This is a genomic window from Microlunatus elymi (assembly GCF_007362775.1).
GTDB classification, from domain to species: domain Bacteria; phylum Actinomycetota; class Actinomycetes; order Propionibacteriales; family Propionibacteriaceae; genus Microlunatus; species Microlunatus elymi.
The window spans coordinates 596,075-614,352 of the sequence record NZ_CP041692.1 but is presented as its reverse complement, the minus strand read 5'-3'; the positions used below and the strand labels follow the sequence as shown (position 1 = coordinate 614,352).

14 protein-coding genes and 1 pseudogene are annotated in these 18,278 nt (G+C 67.5%); 7 read left to right on the top strand and 8 right to left on the bottom strand.

Annotation, left to right across the window (positions count from 1 at the left end; translation table 11 throughout):
• Positions 1-115: 115 nt before the first annotated feature.
• Positions 116-2,113 (bottom strand): ABC transporter ATP-binding protein, encoded by a 1,998-nt coding sequence (locus FOE78_RS02650; protein WP_143984946.1) that lies wholly within the window; start codon positions 2,111-2,113, stop codon positions 116-118.
• The gene (locus FOE78_RS02645; protein WP_143984945.1) at positions 2,110-4,191 is read right to left on the bottom strand and encodes an ABC transporter ATP-binding protein; all 2,082 of its coding nucleotides are present in this window, start codon (positions 4,189-4,191) and stop codon (positions 2,110-2,112) included. The genes FOE78_RS02650 and FOE78_RS02645 overlap by 4 nt, the downstream gene beginning before the upstream one ends.
• A gap of 166 nt (positions 4,192-4,357) precedes the next feature.
• Between FOE78_RS02645 and FOE78_RS02640 the strand changes: the two genes are divergently transcribed.
• A complete protein-coding gene (locus FOE78_RS02640) occupies positions 4,358-4,954 on the top strand; it encodes a bacterial proteasome activator family protein (RefSeq protein ID WP_143984944.1) in 597 nt (198 codons plus the stop codon).
• A gap of 451 nt (positions 4,955-5,405) precedes the next feature.
• Positions 5,406-5,987 carry a WhiB family transcriptional regulator gene (locus FOE78_RS02635; RefSeq protein ID WP_143984943.1) on the top strand — a complete coding sequence of 194 codons (582 nt, stop codon included), beginning with the start codon at positions 5,406-5,408 and terminating at the stop codon, positions 5,985-5,987.
• 302 nt (positions 5,988-6,289) lie between these two features.
• On the opposite strand, the gene FOE78_RS02630 is transcribed toward FOE78_RS02635, so the two are convergent.
• The 3 genes and pseudogenes from FOE78_RS02630 to serS all read right to left on the bottom strand — a co-directional run.
• A complete protein-coding gene (locus tag FOE78_RS02630; RefSeq protein ID WP_143984942.1) occupies positions 6,290-7,279 on the bottom strand; it encodes an acyl-CoA synthetase family protein in 990 nt (329 codons plus the stop codon).
• Between the two features lie 283 nt (positions 7,280-7,562).
• On the bottom strand, positions 7,563-8,378 hold the full coding sequence (locus tag FOE78_RS02625) for an HAD family hydrolase (protein ID WP_143984941.1): 816 nt from the start codon (positions 8,376-8,378) through the stop codon (positions 7,563-7,565).
• Between the two features lie 74 nt (positions 8,379-8,452).
• A pseudogene (serS, locus tag FOE78_RS02620) lies at positions 8,453-9,706 on the bottom strand (serine--tRNA ligase); the annotation flags it as partial.
• Between the two features lie 56 nt (positions 9,707-9,762).
• Between serS and FOE78_RS02615 the strand changes: the two are divergent.
• Together FOE78_RS02615 and FOE78_RS02610 are read left to right on the top strand one after the other, a co-directional pair.
• Positions 9,763-11,367, top strand: coding sequence for a diacylglycerol kinase family protein (locus tag FOE78_RS02615; RefSeq protein ID WP_143984939.1), 1,605 nt, complete (start codon positions 9,763-9,765; stop codon positions 11,365-11,367).
• 427 nt (positions 11,368-11,794) lie between these two features.
• A complete protein-coding gene (locus FOE78_RS02610) occupies positions 11,795-12,667 on the top strand; it encodes an ABC transporter substrate-binding protein (protein WP_168207339.1) in 873 nt (290 codons plus the stop codon).
• A gap of 59 nt (positions 12,668-12,726) precedes the next feature.
• On the opposite strand, the gene pheA is transcribed toward FOE78_RS02610, so the two are convergent.
• Entirely contained in the window at positions 12,727-13,686 is a 960-nt protein-coding gene (gene pheA / locus FOE78_RS02605; RefSeq protein ID WP_228266015.1) for a prephenate dehydratase, read from the bottom strand.
• 65 nt (positions 13,687-13,751) lie between these two features.
• Positions 13,752-14,810, bottom strand: coding sequence for a DUF2510 domain-containing protein (locus FOE78_RS02600; RefSeq protein ID WP_143984937.1), 1,059 nt, complete (start codon positions 14,808-14,810; stop codon positions 13,752-13,754).
• A gap of 82 nt (positions 14,811-14,892) precedes the next feature.
• Between FOE78_RS02600 and FOE78_RS02595 the strand changes: the two genes are divergently transcribed.
• The gene (locus FOE78_RS02595) at positions 14,893-15,933 is read left to right on the top strand and encodes an adenosine deaminase (RefSeq protein ID WP_143984936.1); all 1,041 of its coding nucleotides are present in this window, start codon (positions 14,893-14,895) and stop codon (positions 15,931-15,933) included.
• A 14-nt stretch (positions 15,934-15,947) separates the two neighbouring features.
• On the opposite strand, the gene FOE78_RS02590 is transcribed toward FOE78_RS02595, so the two are convergent.
• Positions 15,948-16,697 (bottom strand): phosphotransferase, encoded by a 750-nt coding sequence (locus FOE78_RS02590; protein WP_143984935.1) that lies wholly within the window; start codon positions 16,695-16,697, stop codon positions 15,948-15,950.
• 138 nt (positions 16,698-16,835) lie between these two features.
• Between FOE78_RS02590 and FOE78_RS02585 the strand changes: the two genes are divergently transcribed.
• Together FOE78_RS02585 and FOE78_RS02580 are read left to right on the top strand one after the other, a co-directional pair.
• Positions 16,836-17,456: a TetR/AcrR family transcriptional regulator gene (locus FOE78_RS02585; protein WP_143984934.1), complete on the top strand. Its 621-nt coding sequence runs from the start codon at positions 16,836-16,838 to the stop codon at positions 17,454-17,456.
• The gene (locus tag FOE78_RS02580; protein ID WP_143984933.1) at positions 17,453-18,277 is read left to right on the top strand and encodes an ATP-binding cassette domain-containing protein; all 825 of its coding nucleotides are present in this window, start codon (positions 17,453-17,455) and stop codon (positions 18,275-18,277) included. Before FOE78_RS02585 ends, FOE78_RS02580 begins: the two co-directional genes overlap by 4 nt.
• The last annotated feature ends 1 nt before the right edge of the window (position 18,278 follow it).

Sequence of the window (18,278 nt, the reverse complement as noted above, 5' to 3'; positions counted from 1 at the left end):
ATCCCCGGTGCTCCCGCGGAAGTTCGAACTTCCGCGGGAGAGCCGTGGGTGCGCGGGAGCGGTCGGACCGGAGCCGAGTGGGGGCGAGTTCGCGGCAACTGCGCCGGTGGGGCGATCAGCTGGTCCAGGCGTGCCAGAGGCTGGCGTACTCGCCGTCGGCGGCCAGCAACTCGTCGTGGCTGCCGAGCTCGGCGATCTTGCCGTCGATCACCACCGCGATCCGGTCCGCGTCGTGCGCGGTGTGCAGCCGGTGCGCGATCGCGACCACGGTACGGTCCTCCAGCAACGCAGCCATCGAACCCTCCAGATGCCGCGCGGTCCGCGGGTCGATCAATGACGTCGCCTCGTCCAGCACCAGGGTGTGCGGGTCGGCCACCACCAGCCGGGCCAGCGCCACCTGCTGCGCCTGCGCCGGCGTCAGCGACGCGTTGCCGCTGCCGATCATGGTGTCCAGCCCGGCCGGCAGCCGCTGCACCCAGTCCCAGGCATCCACCGTACGGAGCGCGTCGATCACCACCTCGTCCGGCGAGTCCTCCCGGGCCAGCACGATGTTGTCCCGGATGGTGCCGACGAAGACGTGATGTTCCTGGGTGACCAGCGACACCTCGGTACGAAGTTGATCAAGCGGCAGCTTGGTCAGATCCACCTGACCGACGGTGACCCGGCCGGTCCGCGGACCGTTGATGCCCGACAACAACCGACCCAGCGTCGACTTGCCCGAACCACTCGGTCCGACGATCGCCAGCCGCTCCCCGGGCACCAGGTCAAGATCAACTCCATGCAACACGTCGTGACCTTCGCGATAGGCGAAGCGAAGATCATGACCTTCCAGGTGCGAATCGGACGGCTTCTGCTCGGTCGGTTCGCGATCTTGCGGGACCGCGGCGATGCCGAGCAGACGGGTGGTGGAGGCGACGCCGACCTGGAGCCGATCGACGTTGCTGATCAAGCGATCCAGCGGTTCCACCACGGCCTGGATGTAGAGCGTGGCGGCGGTGATCTGTCCGAGCGTCACCCAGCCCTCGGCGTACCCGAAACCACCGAGCAGGATGGTCCACACCAATGGGGTGTTGTAGGCGATGTCGATCACGCCGAACAGCAGATTGCGCAGCGACATGGTGTATCGCTCCGCCTGCGCCGACTCCTCGATATCCTCGTCTGTCAAGGCGATCCGGCTGTTCTGCAGGCCGAGCGCCTCCACCGTGCGAGCACCCTCGACACTCTCGGTCAGCGAGGTGTTGATCGCCGAGTACGTACCACCCTCGGTGATGTAACCCATCGGCGCATGCGAGAAGTAGCGACGCACCGCGATCCACAACGGCACCGCGGAGACCAAGATCGGCAACGACAGCAACGGCGAGTTCAACACCATCGCGACCACCGTCAGCACCGTGGTGATCAACGCCACCACAGCCTCCGGCAGACCCCACCGCACCGACTCGCTCATCGTCGACACGTCGCGGGTCACCCGGGTCACCAGGTCGCCGCTACTGGCACTCTCCACTCGACTCAGCGGCAGGCGCAAGACCGTACGGACGATGTATTCCCGGGCCGCGGCCAGCAGGTCCTGACCGAAGACCGCGGCCGAACAGCGTGCCCCGAAGGTGAGCAGCGCCTGCATGATCACGATCGCCATCACCGCGATCGCCAGACCGTTGATGGTGGCTGCGACCGTGCCGGCCGCCGACGCGTCATCGACCAGTTGGCCGAGGATCCGGGGCACGATCAAACCGGCCACCGCGGCCAACCCGTTCAAGATCAACAACAGCAGCGCAAGTCCCTTGCGGCGCACCAGCAGGCTGCGGATGAATTCCGCCACCGCCTGCCCACCGGCAACCGGCAGACCTCGCTCGGGATTGCGAGACCGGGCGTAGAACCGCTGTGCCCGTTCCTCCCGCAGCAGGTGGCGGCGATGCCAGGCACGCAGCCGGGCGGTGGCCGAGACGTGGCTGGGGATGCGCAGCTCATCGGGAATCCGGGACTCACGCCGGCCGTCGGACAGCCGGGATCGATCGGCGTCCCAGGTCGCAGCCGAGTCGGCCATCGGCGTGACCACCGACGATCCCGCACCACCGGGCGAGCCCACCCTGCTCGGCGAGACGGCCTCACTCATCGCTCTCCCCCGTCCAGCACATTCCATGCCTGCTTGCGCAGATCGTCGATTGCATCCAGCGACGCCGCGCCGCCGATCACGTCCACGGTGTCGACGATCGGCGCGACCTCGGCCTCGTCCATGCCACGCGCCACCACCCGGCGATACCGCGGTTCGGAACCGATCAACTCGTGATGCGTACCGGTGGCGACGATCCGCCCGTTCTCCATCAGCGCAACCTGATCGGCGTAATGCAGCAACAGCGGCGACACCGTCATCACCACCGTGGTCCGGCCGGCACGATGCTCCGCCAGCCGTTCGGCGATCATCGCCTCGGTGTGCGCGTCGACCGCGGAGGTCGGCTCGACCAAGATCAAGATCTCCGGGTCCACGCCCAGGGCCCGGGCCAGCACCAGTCGCTGCCGCTGACCGCCGGACAGGCCGCGGCCGCGCTCGTCCAGCCGGCCCTGCCAGCCGCCCGGGACGGCCTCGTACACGTCCTCGGCGGCGGCCGTACGCATCGCCGCCTCGGCGAGCTCCAGGCTCAGCCGGGCATGCGGATCGACCGCCTCCTGCAGCGTGCCGGCGAAGACCATGCTGCCGGTGTCGCTGACCAGGATGTGCCGGCGTACCTCGTCGATCGGCACCTCGGCAAGATCAACTCCTCCGAGCCGAACGCCCCAGGCACCCTGGGCCCGTTCCCGGTCCTTGATCATCAGCAGCCGACGCTGCCGCTCCTTCTCCGCCCTGGCTCTGGCCGCCGCACCGCCCTTCAGCGACTCGTCGACCTCGAGGCTCACCGGTTCATGATCAACAACGAGGTAGCGGCCGAGCCGGTCGGCCAATGCCGCCGAGTCGTCGGGCAGCGCGGTGACCACCATGGTCAGCCTGCCCGGTTCGGCTCGGAATCCGCTGCGTTCGTCGATCAGCGGTTCGGACGCCGACAGCGCACGCGGCCGGTCCGGCTGGATCCACGGCGGTTCCTGCTCCAGCACAGCGATCGTCTTGGCCGCCGACACCTGAGCTCGTACGGCCTTCTGTGCGAGTTCGAAGAAGGTACGGATCGGGGCCACCATGAACAGTGCGTAGCCGAAGAAGCTGATCAGCTCACCCACGGTCAACTCACGCTGCAGCACCTGCAGCGCGCCGACCCAGGTCAGTGTCACCAGGAACAGCCCGGAGAACAGGATGCCGGTGGCGTCCGTCACGGCCTGCCAGATGCCGGCCGCGACACCTGCCTTGCGTACGCTTTGCGACTGCTCGGCGTAGTTCTCGCCGAAGGTCCGTTCGCCGCCGACCCCGCGCAGGATTCGCAGGCCGGCCACGATGTCGGTGGCCATCGAGGTCAGCTTGGAGTTGCGGTTGCGCTCGATCGTCTGGCGGCGCTGCAACGGCCGCAGCAACGGCATCGCGATCAGCACCAGGACGGGCGCGGCGATCAGCACCATCACCCCGAGCTTGGGCGAGGTGGACAACACGATCAGCGCCACGATCACGAACGTGACCAGCGACCCGACCGCCCGGGCGAAGACCTCGGTCAGGGCACCGAATTGATCGCTGTCGGCCGACGAGACGCTCAACACCTCGCCGGTCGGCGTCCGCTGCGGCAGTACGTGGCCGAGCTGGCCGGTCTTGCGGGCCACCATCTTGGTGGTCCGGTAGAGCGCGATCAGCCAGCTGCGTACCACCCAGGTGTGGCCGATGATGCCGAAGATCGCACCGATCACGATCACGCCCAGCAGCAGCGCCGACCAGTAGATCAACTGGCTGGTGTCGTGCGCAGTGATGCCGTCGTCGACCGCCCGGCCGATGATGTACGGGCCGAGCGTGCCGGGCATCATCCACAGCACCGACACACCCGCCCCGGCCAGCACGACATCCCACTGCTGGCGGAGCAGCCAGAGCAGGAATCGGAACGGGCTGCGGGTGTCGGGTTGGCCGTCCGATCCGCGCTGACGTCGGTTCCTCGGCCGCTCCAGCTCCGGCGAAAGACGGGTCGCCACGGAGCCGTCCGGCCGGACCTCTTCGAGCGTTGGCAGGTCCTGGTGTTTCCGGACCGTCGTGTTGAAACCGGGAACAGCCGGGGGGAAGTCATGCATAGCTGGATCAGCCTAGAGCCGCACCGGCCGCGCTCGCTAACGAGTTTCGCCCAGCCGGACGCTCCGACCCAAACCCGACTTGTCGCATCATCGGGCTGCCGGAGTGGCGCTTCCGGACTCGTGCCCGTCGGGGAACGAACCGACCGCACCACTACGATCGGGTCTCATGACCGAACCGCAGAATCCGCAGGACGAGGGGACACCGCAGGGCCAGCCGCCGGTGGCCGGCCAGACCGAGGACGGTCGGGTCTATGTGGTGGCGCCGCAGGCGATGGCGGTGGAGAGTGCGCCCAGTCAGGATCCGGACTCCGACGAGGAGCGCGAACCCTCGGTCACCGACATGGTCGAACAGCCGGCCAAGGTGATGCGGATCGGCAACATGATTCGGCAGCTGTTGGACGAGGTGAAGGCGGCTCCGCTGGACGAGGCATCACGGGAGCGCCTGCGGGACATCCATTCGGCGTCCATAGCCGAGCTCAAGGATGGTCTGGCTCCCGAACTCGTCGAGGAATTGGATCGACTGGCGTTGCCGTTCGCCGCCGATCAGGCGCCCAGCGATGCCGAACTCCGGATTGCCCAGGCCCAGTTGGTCGGCTGGCTCGAAGGTCTCTTCCACGGCATCCAAACCGCGCTCTTCGCCCAGCAGATGGCCGCTCGGGCCCAGCTGGAACAGATGCGCCGCGCACTTCCGCCCGGTGCCATGCCCGGACCGCAGCCCGGTCCCGGCGAGCAGAACCGCCGCAGCGACGGCATGTATCTGTAATTTCTCGAGATTGCAAGCCCGGACATTTCCACGTCCGGGCGCAATGGGAGTTTCCGCACGGAATTGGCCCTCAGGGCGGACGCCCTCGTACGGCTGCATTCATTCCGCGGAATGACCCGAATCGTTCCTCGGGCTGATCCCTCGCTGCCGCCCGTCGGCTTGACTGTTCCTGCGTCCAAACCGAGGGCGCAGGTGGTCCAACAAGTCAGTAGAACCCCTCGTCGGGTCAAGACAGGCCTCATCGGGTCAGTCCAATCGGGGCAAGGGGCGGATCAGCCGGTGTCGGGGCCGGCGACATCCGTCAGCTGACCGCAGGGTCGCCGGCAGTCGCAGACATTGGGGTTCGCGGAACGACTCTCGAATTCAGTGAAAATCGAGGGAACCCAACCGCGAAGCCCCTACGTCTCAGGCCCGTCAGATCGCTGACGCACGAGACACGAGGGGAAACGTGATGAGCACCATGGACGATCGCAGCAAGAACGCCACCGGTTGCGTACGCAACGCAGCGCTGTTCCAGGATCGCCTGATGGAGGAGCCGCCGACCAGCAGCGCGCCGGCCGCACTTCGCCACCGCTACGCCAACCTGACCGACCGTGCCGCGGAGATCTGCGCCGGCTGCCCGTTCCAACAGACCTGTCTGTACGACGCCGTCGTCCAGCACGATGTCGCCGGCTACGTCGCCGGCACCACCCAACGCCAGCGGACCCAGATCCGTCGCCGGCTCGGCATCACCGTCGAGCCCGAGGACTTCGACACGTTCGCCGGCGCCACCGCCCGGAACCGGCCCGTCGACCACGAAGAGGTGGTACGACTTCGGCGGGCCAATCCGGACGAGACGCTGGATTCGATCGCTCAGCGGTTGGGCTGCTCGCTGTCCACGGTGAAGCGGCACCTGCGCCGCGAACGCGCCGCCCAGGAGGGCCCGACCCGCCTCACCGCGATTGATCGGGCCAAGCCCACGCTGACCCAGGTGCTGGCCGCCGCTGCCGAGATCGCCGGCCCGGTCCGTCGTCAGCTCCGCCGCGCCGCGTAATAGTTCACGCGCTCAGAGCACCCGGCCCTCCCGCGCTGATTCACTCCGCGGGAGGGCCGAGCCATGCCCGATCGGCCGGTTGTCCGAGCTTCCGCCGACTTGTCCGAGCTCGCGCCCACTTCGCCGAGTTTCCGTGCGCTGATTCCACCCTTCGCGCCATCTACGCTCGGAGCAATCGACCGAAGCTCGGACAAGGCGCCGGAAGCTCGGAGAGAATTCGGCGTCCGGAGGCGAAGCGCCTCGACCCGTGTCCTCCATGCCCCCCTCAGCCATCTCTCGGTATCCGTGTCTCCCGACGTGCCTCACTCGTTGCGCCGGCGCCACCACTCGGGCTGGTCGAGTGACCAGGAGTCCAGGCGGCGGTTGCGTCGCGTCCCTCGCTGGTAGCCGCGGCGGATCCGCTCGACCAGCGGCGTACGGTCCCGGATCAGATCGAGCGAATCGATCCGCTGCACCGTCACATTCGCCTCCTCCAAACGTTCCTCGCGCAGATTGTCCGCGCGATGTTGATGCCGCTCCCGGTGATATTCGCCGTCGAACTCGGTCGCCAAGCCCGCCTCAGGATCGAAGAGGTCCGGTTCACCGAGGAACTGGCCGTCCAGGTCAAAGATCGGCTGGTTGACCAATGGCGCAGGCAGACCCGCCTGCTGGCAGTAACACATCCGCAACCGCGTCTCCCACGGACTCTTGATTCCCGGGACGGCCCAGCGCGCGGCCTCGAGCACCTGTGCAGCACCGTGGAGACTGTGGTGCTCCGAGGCGTAGGTCGTCAATTCGGACCTGACCACCCTGAGTTGCTGGATCATCACGTCCAGGACCACCACCGATTCCTCCAGACTCGGCGCCCAGCGCCCGCAGTCGAAGGTTGTCCGCAACGGTGCGGTGATCGGTGCGACGTCGTCCGGTGCCACCACGTCATCTTCTGCCAGCTGCCCTTTGCGGTAACGAGTCCTTGCGCTGCTGCGTCGTTTCAGTGCAGGGCTGATGATGTCGATCGGGAAGTGTCCTCCGGTGTACGGGTTGATGCCGTCGAGCCAGTCCGCCCCGGCCACGAACGCAGCCGCCCAACCGCCGATGACGCCCGTCGAGCCGAGCAGCGGCAGGACGTCGAGGATCCGCTGCGTCGGCAGTGTCGGTCCGTCCGACGCAGGACGGTAAAAGCCCCTGCTGCTGCGGGACCAATTCCTCCCGGCCAGCGAGCGCGGGCCGACTCCCTGAGCGGCCAGCACGCCCAGCGCACGAGGCGATTGAGTCATCGGCAACTCGGCGCGGAATCGAGGCAGCTCGGACACTGGACAAGCTTCGTACAACCACCCCGACCATCGGCCGCAGTTGTCCACAGGCGCCGGTTTCGTGCTCAAGCGCGTCGAAAAGTTCGGCAGGACGGTCTCTGAGCTTCTTGTCCGAGCTTCCATTGACTTGTCCGAGCTAATGCGCTCTCACAAGGCACGAATCGAAGTTCAACCTCGGACAACCTGCGGCAACCTCGGACATGTCGGCTTGATCCGGGAGTCCCCCGGTCGCAGTCCGCGGCCGGCGCAGGAAACCGGGCGGCACCGTCATGGCCGCAGTGAGCTAGCGGAGCCAGCGGGTCAGTTCGTCGACAGTGCCGCCGGCGTCGAAGGTGCCCGTGACGGCGTCGGCGATGGCCTTCACCTCGTCGGGCGCCTGACCGAGCGCGACACCGCGGCCGGCCCATTGCAGCATCTCGACATCGTTGCGGCCGTCACCCAGGGCGAGCACGTCGGCGCGATCAATGCCGAGTCGGGCGGCGACGTCGGCCAGTGCGCTGGCCTTGTTGACACCTTCCGGGACGATGTCCAGCCAGGCGCTCCAGCCGATGAAGTAGCTGCAGCCGCGCAGTCCGAGATGTTCGGCCAGCCGGATGAAATCCTGGTCGGTGCTGTTCGGATCCCGCAGCACCACCCGTGTCACCGGCTCGGCGATCATCTCGTCGACATCGGTGATGATCAACTCACCGGTCAGATCGCCGTCGGGAAAGCGATCGCTGACCCGATAGCCGCGACCGATCTCCTCCACCGCCACCAGCGTGTTCGGGTTCTGCTCCAACACCCGGTGCACCACCTCGCCGGCGTCGAACGTCACCGTACGGAGCACCTCGACCGGTGGATAGCTCACGATCACCGCACCGTTCGAACACACCGCCGGGCCGGCCGGCAGCTGCAATTCGTTGAAGATCGGTTCGGTACCGTGCCAGGCACGGCCGGTCGCCAGCACCACCTGGACGCCGTCCTCGACCAGCCGTCCGACTACCTCGCGTACGGGATCGGGCAACTTGCCTTCCTCGTCCACGACCGTGCCGTCGACATCCAGGGCCACCAATTTCGGCGACCAGGTCGATCTCCCGGCCGCCGCTGCCTGGGCACTCATCGAGCTGCGTCCGCCGCCCGGTGCGAATCCGCATCAGCCGGCGGAGTGGCCCCGGCTGCCGGAGCGGTCAGTCGTTCACGGCCGCCCAGGAACGGTCGCAGCGCCTCCGGTACGTAGATGCTGCCGTCGGCCTGTTGATGGTTCTCCAGCAGAGCGATGATCACCCGCGGCACCGCCACCAGCGTGCCGTTCAGGGTGGCGACCGGCGCCGTACCGTCCTCGAACCGAGCCCGGATGTTGAGCCGGCGGGCCTGGAACTGGGTGCAGTTCGAGGTCGACGTGATCTCCCGGAATCGTTGCTGGCTTGGGAACCAGGTGTAGCAGTCGTACTTGCGGGCGGCGCTCAGACCAAGATCACCACCGGCCAGCTCGAGCACCTGGAACGGGAGTTCGAGCTTGTTGATGAACTCCTTCTCCCACTCCAGCAGGCGCAGGTGCTCGGCCTCGGCGTCCTCGGGCGCGCAGTAGCTGAACATCTCGACCTTGTCGAACCAGTGCACTCGGAAGATGCCCCGGGTGTCCTTACCGTACGAGCCCGCCTCGCGCCGATAGCTCGGGCTGTAGCCGACGTACCGCAGCGGCAGCTTCGCCGCATCCAGGATCTCGTCACTGTGGTAGGCGGCCAGCGGCACCTCGGCGGTGCCGACCAGATACAGGTCGTCGGCCTCCAACCGGTAGACGTCGTCGGCGGCTTGGCCGAGGAACCCGGTGCCCTCCATCGCCGGCGGTTTCACCAACGCGGGCGGGATGATCGCGGTGAATCCGTTGCTCAGAGCAGTGCTCATGGCCAAGTTGATCAAGGCCAGTTCGAGCTCGGCACCCACCCCGGTCAGGTAGTAGAACCGAGCCCCCGACACCTTCGCGCCGCGCTGCACGTCGATTGCGCCCAACGCCTCACCAAGATCAAGATGATCACGTACGGTGATGCCCTCGGCCTCGAAATCCCGTGGTGTGCCGTGGGTTTCGCGGATCACGTAGTCGTCCTCGCCGCCCTCGGGTACGTCGTCGAAAACGATGTTGCCGACGCCCTTCAGCAGCTCGGAGAAGGTGCTCTCGGCCTCCTTCGCGGCGGCGTCGGCAGCCTTCACCTGTTCGGCCAACTGCTTGGTCTTGGCCAGCAGCGCCTGCTTCTGCTCGCCCTGGGTCTTCGGGATCTGCTTGCCCAGCTCCTTCTGCTCCGCCCGGGCGGATTCGAAGGTGGCGATCGCCTGCCGCCGCGACTCGTCGACACCGATCAGCTTGTCCACCAATTCAGCCGATTCGCCCCGCCTGCGCTGGGAGCGGCGGATGCGGTCAGGGTCGGTACGAAGCAAGCGGGCGTCAATCACGACACCCACATTAGTGGGCGGTCGCCGAAGGCCCCTATCGCATATTCTTCGGCACCATGGCCCGCAAACCGCCGACGGCCGCCGCGATCATCGTCGTCGGCGGGCTCGCTGTGGCGTTCGCCGGCTGGACCGTGCTGACGTTGAACACCGACCTGGTGTCGAGCTGGGACGACGCGGTCGCTCGCGCCCCGGTGTCGATGGCGTCGGCGGCCGGGCAGATCGCCGCCACGCTGGCCATGGTGTCGGCGCCGATCGTGATCTATCTGGCGTTGCTGGTGGTCGCGATCTGGGCCTACCGGACCCGGCTGCGCAATCTTTCCGCGGCCCTGCTGTTGATGGTGTTGTTCGGCTACGGCGGCAGTTGGCTGATCCGGACCTTGATCGCTCGCCCGCGGCCGGCCGACGCGGTCGACCTGATCACCACCAACGGATATGCCTACCCGAGCGGTCATCTGACCGCGGCCACGGTCGGCGGCGTCGCCGTCGCCGCGGTGCTGGTCATCACCCGCCGGCGCCGCGCGGCTCTGGTGCAGTGGATCGTCATCGGCTCGATGATCGTGATCTTGATCGGCGTCGACCGTTGGCTGCTGGCCGCGCACCGGCTGTCCGATCTGATCGGCGGACTGTTGTACGGAGCTGCTGCCGCGGCACTGTCGCTGCTGCTCGCCGGTGCCGAGGTGCTGCCGGCAACACCGGTACCGCGGCCCCGGGCCCGCCGGGCTGCGCACACTCCGCCACCGGCGACCGGGCAGTCGCCGACAGCGAGGAAGCAATGCGCGGTGGTCTACAACCCGGCCAGGGTGGTCGACTGGGTCGGCTTCCGGCGTACCGTCGACTACGAATTGCGGACCCACGGCTGGGCCGAGGCGATGTGGCTGGAGACCCGGGTCGACGACCCCGGCCGGGAGATGACGCGACGGGCCATCGACAGCGGTGCCGATCTGGTCATCGCGGCCGGCGGCGACGGCACCGTTCGGGTGGTCGCGGCCGAGATCGAGGGCACCGGCATCCCGCTCGGTGTGATCCCGGCCGGCACCGGAAACCTGCTGGCCAAGAATCTCGGCATCCCGTTGGACAGTCGGGCTGCGATCGACGTCGCGTTGACCGGCAAGGATCGGCCGATCGATATCGTCCAGGTGACCATCGACGACGACCGCGTTGATCATTTCGCGGTGATGGCAGGCATCGGCATCGACGCGGTGATCCTGCAGGACACCAACCCGGATCTCAAGCGGGCGGTCGGTTCGGCCGCCTACTTCGTGTCGGCCGCTCGCAACGCCAACCATCCCGCGTTGCACGCCACCATCACCGTCGACGATCGGGAACCGATCCGCCGGCGCGCCCACGTGCTGGTGCTCGGCAACGTCGGATTCCTGCAGGCCAACATCCCCCTGATCCCCGATGCCAAGCCCGACGACGGGCTGCTCGATCTGCTGATCGCTTCACCCCGCCGGCCCACCGACTGGGTGAAGTTGATCACTCACGTCCTGACGCGGCGGGACCGTGATCTCAAGGAGTTGGACCGGATCACCGGCAGCAAGATCAAGATCGACGTGGTCGAAGGTGATCATTTCGAACTCGACGGCGATCCGGCCGGCGAGTGCCACTCGATGCTCGCCGAGGTCCTCCCCGGCGCACTGGTGATTCGTACGCCGAAATGATCACGCCGGTCTGATGTGATGACGCTGCGTGCCGCCGCGCTGCTCGGGAGCTGACGGTGCCGGCGAGCATCGCAAGCGTCGGCTGGGTTCGTTTTCCAGCCAGTGTTGGATTCCCGGTCGGTGATGGTGGTGACGCGGGTGTCCGCTTCCCAACCGGAGTTGAGTTCGGTCCACGACAATCCCGGACGCCCGTTTCCCAACCGGAGTTGAGTTCGGTGACGCGGAAAGTCGAACGCCTACTCAGTCGCGGCACACTGCTGATAGCGTTCGTTAGGTGAGCCTAACCAAACTGGAAATGTCTCGGCGGCGGGCGTTGGCGGTCATGGGTGGAGTGTTGGCGGGGCCGGCGCTGATCGGGTGCGAGGCGTCGCCTGCTGGCGGGGGATCGGCGTCAGCGGACGGTGCGGACGGGGGCAATGGGTTTCCGGTGACGATCGACCATGCGCTGGGGCAGACGACGATCGCGGCCGCGCCGAAGCGGGTGGTCACGGTCGGCTACACCGACCACGAGTTGTTCCTGGCGCTCGGGCTCCGGCCGGTCGGCGTCCGGCCCTGGTTCGGGGAGAAGATCGACCACACCTGGCCGTGGGTACGCGATGCCTGGAACGGTTCCACGCCGACCTACGTCGGCGGGTCCGAGCTCAACTTCGAACACATCGCGAGTCTGCGACCGGACGTGATCGCCGGCCTCTATGCGGAGATCACGGACGACGAGTACGCAAAGCTCAGCGCGATCGCGCCGACGGTGGCGCGGGACGCGGCCAGTGCTCCGTACACAACCGATCGTGCGGCGATGTTCAGGACGGCCGGACGCGTCCTGGGCAAGACCGACGCGGCCGATCGCAGTCTTGCCGAGATCGACGCTCGATTCGCCGAAATCCGCAAGGAACATCCCGAGTTCACCGGAAAGACCGCAGCGGTCGTCGACCCCAGCCAGAAGAGCTTCTACACCTTCTCCAGTACGGATCCGCGCGGACGCTTCCTGGCCGACCTCGGTTTCGCCGCACCGACCCAGCTGGACAAGATCATCGGCGACAAGTTCGGCGCCGAGATCTCGGCGGAACGGGCCGATCTGCTCGAACTTGATCGACTTCTGCTGCTGGCCGACGCCGAGAGCCGCAGCTGGCTCGATCGGAACAAGATCTTCCAGAACCTGGACGTTGTCCTCGAACGCCGCGCCCTGGAAATCCCTTACTACGAACGCCCCTACGCGGGTGCCGCGATGGCCTACAACACCGTGCTCAGCGTCCCGTACGCGGTGAGCCGGCTGGTCCCGAAGCTGGCCGCCGTACGAAGTTGATCAAGGAGCTGTGCTTGATCAAGACGCAGTTGATCAAGGAATAGTTGATCGCGGAGAGGTCAACCCGGATTGCGGAGGTGGTTCAGCCAGTCCCGGGCGGCGGTGTAGTCGGAGTTGGTCGTGCCGGCGAGGATGTCGGGCTGAGTGGCGTCGGCGCGCGGGTAGCTGCCGAGGAAGATCACCTGCGCCGACACCCGATGCAGTCCCATCATCGCCTCGGCCAGCCGTTCGTCGTCGATGTGGCCCTCGGCGTCGATCGCGAAGCAGTAGCTGCCGAGCGCGGTCTTGGTCGGCCGGGATTCGATCCGGCACAGGTTGACGCCGCGGCTGGCGAACTGCTCCAGCAGCTCCAGCAGGGCGCCGGAGTGATCGATCTTCATGAACAGCACCAGGCTGGTCTTGTCCGCTCCGGTCGGTCGGCCGACCGGGGCGGGCCGACGAAGGAGGATGAACCGGGTCACCGCACTGGTGTTGTCGGCGATCTCGGTGGCCAGCGGCGTCAGCTTGTGCAACTCACCGGCGATCTGCGAGCACACGGCCGCGTCGAAGCCGGACTCGGGATCGGCGACCGCGGCCGCCGCCGCGGCGGTGGAACCCTCGGTGGTGATCGTCGCCGCCGGCACGTTGGCGGCCAGCCAGTCCCGGCACTGGGCCGCGGCGTGCGGATGAGTGACCACGCATCGTACCTCGTCCAGCCGGGTGCCCGGCCGGGCGAACAGGGTGAACTGAACCGGCAGCAACACCTCGCGGGTGATCATCAGCGGCCGGCCGTAGGTCAGATTGTCCAAGGTCGCCGAGACGCCGCCCTCGACCGAGTTCTCGATCGGGACCAGCCCGGCGTCGACCTCGCCGTCGCGGACCGCGTCCAGGCAGGCCGCCACACTGAGGTACGGGGTCTGCTCGGCGCGGTCGGCGTGCGGAACGCTCAGCAGAGCCTGATGGGTGAACGTGCCTTCCGGACCGAAGTAGCCGTAGCGCGGGGTCGGGTTTTGCACGGGCTGGTCGGAAGCGTCGGACACCCGCTCAGAGTATCGGCTGCACCGTCGACCGCCGACCCGAACAACCCCGTGACTCGTACAGACGGTCAGCTGGTGACCTGGACGGTCTTGATGCTGGCCTGCAGCGCGTTCTGCAGCTTGGCACTGGAGTCGTTGGGCCGCGACGACACCCAGCCCGTGTAGCGGCCGTCGCCAAGATCAACAACCATCACGCTGATCTTGTCGTAGCTGCTCGGCAATCCCCTGACGTGATAGTGAGCCTCGGCGTTGATCACCCGCGCCGGATGCGGCAGCCCTGTCGTCAGCGTTTGCGCGGTCTTCTTCTTGAGTTGGACTTCCACGTCGACGAAAGCGTCGTCGACGAACTTGCCGAAGACGGCGGCCGTGGTGCTGTCGAGGTCCTTGCCGATCATCGAGTCGTCCACCACGCCGGCAGCGACCACCGCCTGCCAGTCGCTCGATCCGCTGTAGTTCTTGTGTACGCTCGCCGACCCGAGCGCGCCCTTGTCGAGGATTCCGGGCACGGCCGGATCCGAGCCCAGCACCAGATACGGCGAGTCCGGCATGATCACCTTCAACCCGGGTGCGGTGAGCTCGCGGGTGCTGTCGTCGTAGTAGACGTCGTTGGCGGCGCTCGACTGCTCCGAGGAGGACAACGGCGGCGGCGGGCTCAACTCGTCGCTGCCCTGGTGCGGATGGGTGACGATCACCAGCACCAGGACGGCGGCGATCACCATCGCCGCGATCGCGATCAGGGTCGAAACCAGCGACCGGTTCCGGTGCCGGGCGGGCGCGCGGCGGGGCTCGTAACCCGGTGGATAGCGGCGAGCGCTCGGTCGGCCAGCAGGTTGGGGCTCTCGTACGGCGGGATCGGGGTCGTCCGGACCTGCGCTCGCAGCGGGATCGGCCAGCAAGGTGCCCACCGCGGCGCCCGACTCGGCCGGCTGCCGAACCGGATCGGTTTCGGTGCCGGTCGCGCTGCCGGGATCGGCTTGGGCAGGATCGGCTTGCGCAGCTGGACCTTCGGCCGACGGGTTCGGGTCGGCTGCCGCCAGCTCGCGCGTCCAGGCCGTACCGTCCCACCAACGAACGGTGTCGGGCCGGCCGGCCGGATCCGGATACCATCCCGCGGCTGGCGTGTTCACGGGGCAGAAGCATAGGGCCCGGAGCGGTCAGTGCGGGCGTTTGTACGGCGGCCGGGCGCCCTCGTCGGGGCAGGATGAGCAGATGCACCAGCAACCCGATCCGGATCTCTCCGCCTTCATCGCCGGCCTGCCGAAGGTCGAACTGCACGTCCATCAGGTCGGTTCGGCGTCGCCGCGGATCGTCACCGAGCTGGCGGCCCGCCATCCCGAGGCCGGGGTGCCGGCCGATCTCGACGCCCTGATCGACTACTTCACCTTCGACGACTTCGCCCACTTCATCCAGGTCTACCTGTCGGTGGTTGATCTGATCCGTGACGCCGAGGATGTCAGGTTGTTGACCTACGAGGTGGCCGTCGAGTTGGCGCGGCAGCAGGTGGCCTACGCCGAGTTGACGGTGACCCCGTACACCTCGGTGGTCCGAGGGATCGCACCGGAAGCGTTCGTCGAGGCCATCGACGATGCCCGGACGGCAGCTCTTCGTGATCATGGTATCGAGCTGCAGTGGATCTTCGACATCCCTGGTGAGTCAGGGATTCCGGCAGCCGAGACCACCTGCGAGATCGCTGTTGATCTTGGTAGCCAGGCCTTGATCGGCTTCGGCCTGGGTGGTCCGGAGATCGGCGTGCCCCGGCCGCAGTTTCGCCCCTACTTCGACCGGGCGCGAGCAGCCGGACTGCACAGCCTGCCGCACGCCGGCGAGACCACCGGGCCACAAACCATCCTGGACGCGTTGGACGTTCTCGGCGCCGAACGGATCGGCCACGGCACCTCGGCCGCTCACGATCAACAACTGCTGGCCCGACTGGCCGAGGCGGGCATCGCACTCGAGGTCTGCCCGACCTCGAACGTGGCCACCGGAGCCGTATCCGAGTTGGCTGCGCATCCGCTGCCGCAACTGGTCGAGGCCGGCGTCACGGTGACCATCAACAGCGACGATCCGCCGATGTTCGGCACCTGCCTCAATCGCGAGTACGAGATCGCGGCCGACCTGCTCGGCCTCGACCAGCACGGCGTTGCCGAACTCGCCCGGACCGCCGTACGCGAGTCGTTCGCATCGGCGGAAACGAAGCGCCGGATCCTGGCCGACATCGACGCGTACACCCTCCGGGCCGGCCGGCGGTGATCGTCGGGCAGTGATTATCGGGCGGGGATCACCGGGTCGAAGCCGTCGCTGAGCGATCGCATCCGAGCCAAGCCTGACCGCCAGCGTTCCGGCCAGCCGGCGGCGATCCAATCCGCGTGCGGTTGGTGTCCCTGCCTACCGAGCACGACAACCTCGTCGATCGCCTGCCGATGCCGGGCCAACGCCACCTCGACCACATTGATGCTGTCCCGCCATCCGTAGCCGTCGAGAAACGCCTCGGCGCGAGCCCGGCGGTCCGGCATCGAGCCGAACCCTCGCCGCTCCAACTCGGCCTTCTCGACACCCACCGGGACCAGCCACAGCAGCGCGTACGCAACATCCTCGAGTCGACTCCCCGGACGGGCCGCGTCCCAGTCGAAAAGTCCGACCGCGCGCCCATTCGTCCAGGCGAAGTTCGCCGGCTGCGGGTCGCCGTGACAGATCACCTCGTCCTGCCCGGCCGGCACGGACCAGACCGCGTCGACGGGTCGCCGCCAGGTCACGCCGGCGTCATGGATCCGACGGAGCAGGGCCCCGGCCGAACGAACGCCGGCTGTCTGCAACTGGTGCTGCCACGCGGCGTCACCGGCATCTCCGACGACCAATCCGACGAATTCGTGCTCGTCGTCGTAACCCAGCGGCTCGGGCACGGGCTGCCCTGTCCGTCGCAGATGTCGCAGCAAGGATTGGATCGTCGGCGTCCAGGGTTTGCGTGGTCGTTCCACGCTGTCGCCGCGGACCGAGATCCGACGCTGCTCGGACACGTGCCCCTCCCTCCGCCGGGTCCTGTATCGGCTCAAGCATGCTCGGTCCGAAGCCCTCGATGGCTCCAGTAGTCAAAACTCTGGGTATCGAGTACTGTGAGTATCGAATGGTTCGGTCCAGCAGAAACAGGCACTTCGATGAACTCCACTCGACCGCCCGCCGCCGTCCGACCGAAACGGGCCGACGTCCGGGCCCGGATCGTCGCGGCGGCGCGGGATTCCTTCCTGCACAACGGATATCAGCGCACCAACCTCGGTGAGGTGGCCGCGCGGGCCGGCTTCTCCAAGGGTGCCGTCTACTCCAACTTCGGCGGCAAGACCGACCTCTTCACGGCGGTGATCAACGAGCAGACCGGGGCGGCCACCGATGCCGTGCTGGGCTCGTCGGAGCACCTGGTGGCCGCAGTACGGGATCCGGCCGGCATTGCTCTGCTGGCCGCCGAGCTGACCGACCGGATCGTCGAGCACGAGACGACCCACACCCTGCTGGCGGAGTTCCGCTCGCTCGCCGGCGGCGATCCCGAGCTGGCCGCGGCCTACGGCCAGATCCGCGAAAGTCAGCGGGAGCGTCTGCTGACCGACCTGCGGTCCAGGGCGGCGGAACTCGGCCTGGAGGTCGACTTCGACGAAGCCGCCGCCACCCTGCTGCTGACGCTGACCCAGGCGTTGGCGATCGAGCACGCAGTCGCCCCGAACGCGATGCCGCCGGAGTTGATCAAGAACGCCCTGCTGACCGCGATTCGGGGGATCCTGCAATGACCGACATCGATCGCGACGCGACGCCGTCCAGTGCGCCGACACCCACCGGTGACCGGGTCGACCGGGCGTTCCTCGACGAGCAAGCTCGCCCCACCGACCAAGATCGACGAACCAGAAGCGCTGACCCGAGAACCGATCTCGTCGTCGCTCGCGGCCTGGACCTCGGCAGCGGCGGCTTCCGGGTCTTCTCACGCCTGGATTTCACGATTCCCACCGAAGCGCTCGCGGTAGTCGTCGGCGGGAACGGCAGCGGCAAGTCGACCCTGCTGCTGGCGATGATCGGGCGATCCCGCGGCGTCCGCGGATCGCTTCGGGTGGCCGGAGTGGACGCGTTCGCCGAACCCCGGAAGCTGCACAAGATCAGCACCGCGGCGCGGATCGCCGACCGGGTCGACGTCGAGCCACGGCACTCGGTCCACGACGCGCTCCGGGAACGCGCCGCGATCGAAGGGCTGAGGAATTCCGTTGCCGGGCAGCGATTCCGCGAAGTCGCCGACATCCTGCAACTGTCGGCGCCGTTGGATCATCTGGTCGAGGAGTTGCCGACCTATCACCGGACGCTACTGGCGGTGGCCCTGGCCTGCCTGCGCCCGAACACTCTCCTGGTCCTCGACGACGCCGACCGCGCCCTGTGCGTCGATGATCAACATCGGCTGTACTCGGCACTCGGCTCACTGGTCGCCGAGACCGGGACCACCATGATCGTTTCCACCGTCGAGCCCAGCACCGTCCCGTACGACGCCGTCCGGGTCCGGCTCCCCGCTGCCGGCCAACCGACCGAATCCGACCCGCTGACCCGGGCCGACCAGCACAGCAGGTGAT